This is a genomic window from Peptoniphilus sp. BV3C26 (genome assembly GCF_000478985.1).
Classification (GTDB): domain Bacteria; phylum Bacillota; class Clostridia; order Tissierellales; family Peptoniphilaceae; genus Peptoniphilus_B; species Peptoniphilus_B koenoeneniae.
On record NZ_AWXB01000068.1, the window covers coordinates 1 to 5,634 of the forward strand.

At 31.2% G+C, this 5,634-nt stretch carries 5 protein-coding genes; 3 read left to right on the top strand and 2 right to left on the bottom strand.

The window, feature by feature from the left end:
* Positions 1-7: 7 nt before the first annotated feature.
* Complete coding sequence (locus tag HMPREF1253_RS08920) at positions 8-2,086, bottom strand: heavy metal translocating P-type ATPase (protein ID WP_023056460.1); 2,079 nt, start codon at positions 2,084-2,086, stop codon at positions 8-10.
* A gap of 6 nt (positions 2,087-2,092) precedes the next feature.
* Complete coding sequence (locus tag HMPREF1253_RS08925; protein WP_023056459.1) at positions 2,093-2,359, bottom strand: DUF6110 family protein; 267 nt, start codon at positions 2,357-2,359, stop codon at positions 2,093-2,095.
* 593 nt (positions 2,360-2,952) lie between these two features.
* Between HMPREF1253_RS08925 and HMPREF1253_RS08930 the strand changes: the two genes are divergently transcribed.
* From HMPREF1253_RS08930 to HMPREF1253_RS08940, 3 genes are all read left to right on the top strand, one after another.
* The gene (locus tag HMPREF1253_RS08930; RefSeq protein ID WP_023056457.1) at positions 2,953-4,209 is read left to right on the top strand and encodes a dicarboxylate/amino acid:cation symporter; all 1,257 of its coding nucleotides are present in this window, start codon (positions 2,953-2,955) and stop codon (positions 4,207-4,209) included.
* 5 nt (positions 4,210-4,214) lie between these two features.
* The gene (locus HMPREF1253_RS08935) at positions 4,215-4,901 is read left to right on the top strand and encodes an aspartate/glutamate racemase family protein (protein ID WP_023056456.1); all 687 of its coding nucleotides are present in this window, start codon (positions 4,215-4,217) and stop codon (positions 4,899-4,901) included.
* Between the two features lie 9 nt (positions 4,902-4,910).
* On the top strand, positions 4,911-5,634 hold a 724-nt coding region (locus HMPREF1253_RS08940), incomplete at its 3' end, for a copper amine oxidase (protein WP_023056458.1).

A 5,634-nucleotide genomic window follows, 5' to 3' on the forward strand; every position in this document is an offset into this window, starting at 1 on the left:
TTTTTTATTATGAAATTTTATATTCCTGCATATTTTCAAGAGCCATTACAACTGTAGAAGAATTATGAAGGAAAGATGAGCCTGTATTTGGAAGAATTTGGTAAAAACCAAGTAAAATCAAAAGAGAATTGAAAGAAATAATCTTTCTATAATCATCTTTTATTCTTTCCTGAAGCTCTCTTGCAATCTTTATAGTATATATAATAGATTTTAAATCATCATTCCCAATGGAAATATCAGCTATTTCCCTTGCAATATCAGCACCCTCGTGCATAGATATACCTACATCAGCATTTGAAAGGGCAACGGAATCATTTATACCATCGCCTATCATAATGACTTTTCTTCCACGCTTTTTCTCTGATAGAACATATTTTGCCTTATCTTCAGGAAGAACTCCGGATTTGTAATAATCAATATCTAATTGCTCAGCCACATATCTTGCTGCATTTTCAGCATCACCTGTGAGCATAGCTATATTTTTAAAGCCTAATTTTCTAAGTTCTTTTATAGTATACTTTGCATCTTCCCTAATAGGATCTGAAATGCAAATAACTGCAATAAGTTCTCCATCATACGCTAAATATAAAAGAGAATAATTTTCCTTAAGTTTGTCAATCATTGTTTTCTTTTTCTTAGGCAAATTTACTTTTTCATCTTCAAAAATAAAATGCTCAGAGCCTATTAAAGCAGGCTTGCCTGCAATCTTGGAAGAAATACCGTGGGCAACAATATATTCAGTTTCAGAGTGCATTTCCTTATGGTGCAAATTCTTTTCAAGGGCAGCATTAACAACTGCATTTGCTATAGAATGAGGGAAATGTTCCTCAAGACAAGCTGCAATTCTTAAAGCTTCATCTTCGCTATAACCTTCAAAAGCTATAACCTTTTTAACTGTCGGTTGAGATTTTGTCAAAGTTCCTGTCTTGTCAAAAATAATAGAATCTGCCTCAGCTATATTTTCAAGATATTTTCCACCCTTAACTAAAATTCCATTTCTTCCCGCTTGACTCATTGCCTTCATAACGGAAATAGGAATAGTAAGTTTTAAAGCACAAGAAAAATCAACCATCAAAAAGGCCTTTGCCCTTGTGAAATTTCTTGTGAAAGCATAAGCTAAAATTGAACCTAAAAATGAATATTTAACTAAAGAATCGGCGGCGTTTTCTGCACGTTTCTGAGCTAGTGATTTATTCTTTTCACTTTGTGCAATCAATTCTATTATTTTTTTAATTCTCGAATCATTGTAAAGTTTTTCAGTCTCTACTACTAAAATACCTTCCTCAAGCACAGTTCCTGCAAAAACAGTACTGTTTTCAATCTTTTCTACAGGAATACTTTCCCCTGTAAAAGAAGACTGATTAACCATGCCCATACCTTTAACAACTTTTCCGTCAACAGGAATAGTTGTTCCCATAGTTACTTCAATTAAATCTCCAATTTCAACATCTTTTAGATCTTTTACATATTTTTCATTGCCATTAACTACAAATACCTTATCAACATTAAGTTCCATAGTTCTGGCAAGATCTCCTTGAGATTTCTTTAATGTCCATTCCTCTAAATCTTCGCCTAAGTTTAGTAAAAACATTATTGAAGATGCAGAAGCATAATCCCTTGAAACAAGAGAAACAAAAATAGCACTTGCATCTAAAAGATTAACATCTATTCTTCTATTAAAAATCGAATCTATTCCCTTTTTAATAAATTTATAGGCACGACAAATAGTTACGATTTCTCTAAAAGGAGAAGGAATAAAAGTTTTAAAAACAAACCTCATTTCAAAAGCATCTCTTAAAATATGAAAAAGACCATTTTCATCAAGAGGTATGAAAGACTTATCTTCAATTTCAAAACTTTCTAAACTTTTAAGATCTATCTCCAAAAGTTTTTTTGCAAGTTTCGACAGGGAGCTTTCCTCATAATCCAATATAATACTTGAAGAAAGAGTTGAAACTTTACAAGAATGAACTCCTTCAACCTTTTCAAGTATATATTTAAGCTTATTAGCTGTGTCATAATTTAATTTTTTCTTAGAGGAGACTCTCATTCTCCCTCTTGTTCTGTGTAATATTTTAACTTGCATAATTAATTATTTTTCTTCTGCTAATTTTTCTATAGTTTCTTCTTTTTCTTCCCTTGCTTTTTCTTCACTTTCATTCTTTACTTTTGCTTCAGCGACTATATCTTCAGTGCTTTCTTTTACTTTTTCAATAGTCTTATCAAGACTTTCCTTAGCCTTTAAACCACCTGCTACTGTTGATACGGCAACTTTTTTAACTGCGTTAGATTTTAAAATTTTATCTCCAAGAACTCCTATTAAAATTCCTGCTCCCATACTTAATAATTTTTTCTTCATAATATCACCTCATAAAAATTTAATATATTATCAATAAGTCTTAGCTTCAAATAGCAAGGAAACTTTAAAGCTAATCTATGTATAGTAATATAGCCTGTTTTAGCTTTAATTGCAATAGCGAAAGTTAATTTTTTGCAATAATAGCATTATCATTTATCATAATCTTATTAAAAATATCATTATCATTTACCCTAATCTTATTAAAAAAAGGCCATTCATAACGGCCTTTTTTTAATCTCCACCTATAGCTATCTGCTATAAGCGCTTTGTAAGTTAAGTAAATAAATAGTTAATGGAAGAGATTATAGCTTTTAATTTTCATCTTATAATTTTAAAATAAAAAAGCTTAATCAAAAAGAGCAAGCATAGTAATTTAACCTGCTTCTAAAAGTATTGGACCATATTTTCTTATCTATTTCTTATTAAGAATATGAAAAAAGAAAAATTTCCTTACTTTCAAATTAATATTAACACAATTTATTGATAATATCAATCATTTTTAAAAAAAGTTTTTATATCACTTTACCAATGTGCTATACTTTATCTAAGCAATGTAAGCTTATAAAAATATCACAAAAGAAAGGAATGATTTTATGAGTAAAAAGAAAGGTTTAAGTTTACCGCTCCAAATTTTAATTGGTTTAATAGTGGGCGTAATCGTTGGAATTATGATGCAAGGAAATCCTGATGCGGCAAATAAATTTATAAAACCAATAGGAACCTTATTTCTTAATTTAATCAAACTTGTTATTGTACCTTTAGTATTTTCTTCACTTCTTATTGGAGTTGCGGACTTAAAAGATGCAAAACAAATAGGAAAAATCGGTGCAAAAACCTTTGTCTACTTCTTTGCAACAACAGCAATTGCAATTGTTATCGGACTTGGGCTTGCAAACTTATTAAATGTAGGAGGTAACTTCGTATTACCTGCAGATCAACTTACTTATGAAGCAAAAGAAGCTCCTCAATTTATTGACACACTCATCAATATTGTTCCGTCAAATCCGCTTAAATCATTAGTAAACGGTGAAATGTTACAAATTATTGTATTTGCCCTATTTGTCGGCGGCGGACTTCTTGCTGCAGGAGAAAAAGGACAAGCAGTATTTAATTTCTTTGATGGTATGACAGATGCAATGATCCATATTACAAATGGAATTATGAAAACTGCACCAATAGGTGTATTCGGACTTATCGTTCCTGTTATAGCAGCAAATGGACCTAAGGTTTTACTTCCTTTAATAAGAGTTGTCGGAATAGTATACTTAGGATGTTTCTTACACGCAATAATAGTTTATGCAACATCTATAAAAATCTTTGCAAAATTACCTGTAGGAACATTTTTTAAAAAAGTTTTTGAACCATGGGCTCTTGCTTTTACAACTTCATCATCTTCAGGAACACTTCCAGTTTCTCTTGAAGTTGCACAAAAAGAACTTGGAGTATCAAAGCCAATAGCAAGTTTTGTACTTCCCCTTGGTGCAACAGTAAATATGGATGGTACTGCAATTTATCAAGGTGTATGTGCCCTATTTATAGCTCAAGTATACGGTTTATCACTAACTCCTTCTCAACAACTTACAATAGTTTTAACAACAGTTCTCGCATCAGTAGGAACAGCAGGAGTTCCAGGCGCAGGTATGATAATGCTTGCCATGGTACTTCAAGGAGTAGGAATTCCTGTAGAAGGTATAGCCCTAGTAGCAGGAATAGACAGAATATTTGATATGATAAGAACTTCAATAAACGTTCTTGGTGATATAGCTTGTTCAGTAATAGTAGCAAAGAGCGAAGGACAACTTGACGAATCAGTTTACAGAACAGAAAAAAAAGAATTAAAGAAAGCATAAATTTAATGGAAAAATTAGCAATACTTGGTGGCATGGGACCTCTTGCCACCAAAGTTTTTTATGAAAAAATAATAGCCCACGAAGATGCAAAATCAGACAATGAACACTTGGACATTTTAATATCTTCCCACGCAAGTATGCCTGATAGAACTCAAGTAATCTTAAAAGGTCTTCATAAAAGCTTAGTATTAAAGGAAGTAGAAAAAGATTTAAAAATTTTTGAAGCCTATGGAGCAAAAAATTTAGCAATTCCCTGCAACACCTTCCACTATTTTTATGAAGATGTAAAAAAACTTACAAAAATAAACATCATAAACATGCCCTATGAAACCTTAAAAGAATTGTCAAAAAGAGGAAAAAAATTTATAGTCTTGGGAACAGACGGAACGAAAAAAGGAAAAGTCTATAAAAAATTTAACGCAGAATTTCAAATGGAAGAAATAGAAACCGACCAAAAAACCCAAGAAAAAATAATGGAAATCATCTACAAAATAAAAGAAACAAACATGACAAAAAGTAAAGAACTAAACGACATAATAAGAACATATAAAAAGCTTGGAGCAATCTCCATCCTTGCCTGCACGGAACTATCCTGCATAGAAATAGAAGATGACCTAAAAGACACAATAATAGATCCTCTTGAAATTTTGACAAAAAAATCCATAGAATTATCCGGACAAAAATATAAATAGGAGGAAAAAATGAAAAAAATATTATTAATATTAAGTCTTATTCTTACATTTTTAGGAGTTTACGCAAAAGAAAACTCTAACGTAACACTTTATGTAAACGGAGAATTGGTAGGCTATAACAGATTTGGAAGTATAGAAGAAAGGGACTCTCCAGCAATCTTAAAATACGGAAAAACCTATATAGAACTAAAAACTCTTTTAAGAAGAATGCCTTACTTAAAATATGAAAAAGAAAAACTAAGCTACAAAGAAAGTGAATATCAAAAAATAGAAAGCATAGAAATTAAAGGCAAAAAATATTTACCAATAAGAAAATTAGCAGACACATTTGGAATCAAAATAAATTGGGACGCCAAAACAAAAACAGCAATGTTGGGTCAATATTTAAATTCTCCTCTTGAATTATTAAAATCATCAGGAGAAAAAATCAACTTTGAAAAAATAAAAGCAAGCTTTATCTTGCCAAAAGATTTCAAAGACAATGTAGAGATAAAAGAAATAAAAGACGCAGTGGAATTTAAAGATAAAAAGAATTTAAAAGCAGGAGGCCGTCTCTTCACCATATCATGGAACAAAGGTCCAATATCCAGCATGGTGCCAGGAGTAATCTTAGACTATAAGGACGGAAAATTTTTAGAAGCCTACTTTTCATCAGACGTTCAAGTAGACACAAGTAAAAAAGAATTAGAAGAATCCTATGTGAAATTAAGAGAAATGTCCTTCGACGTTTTAC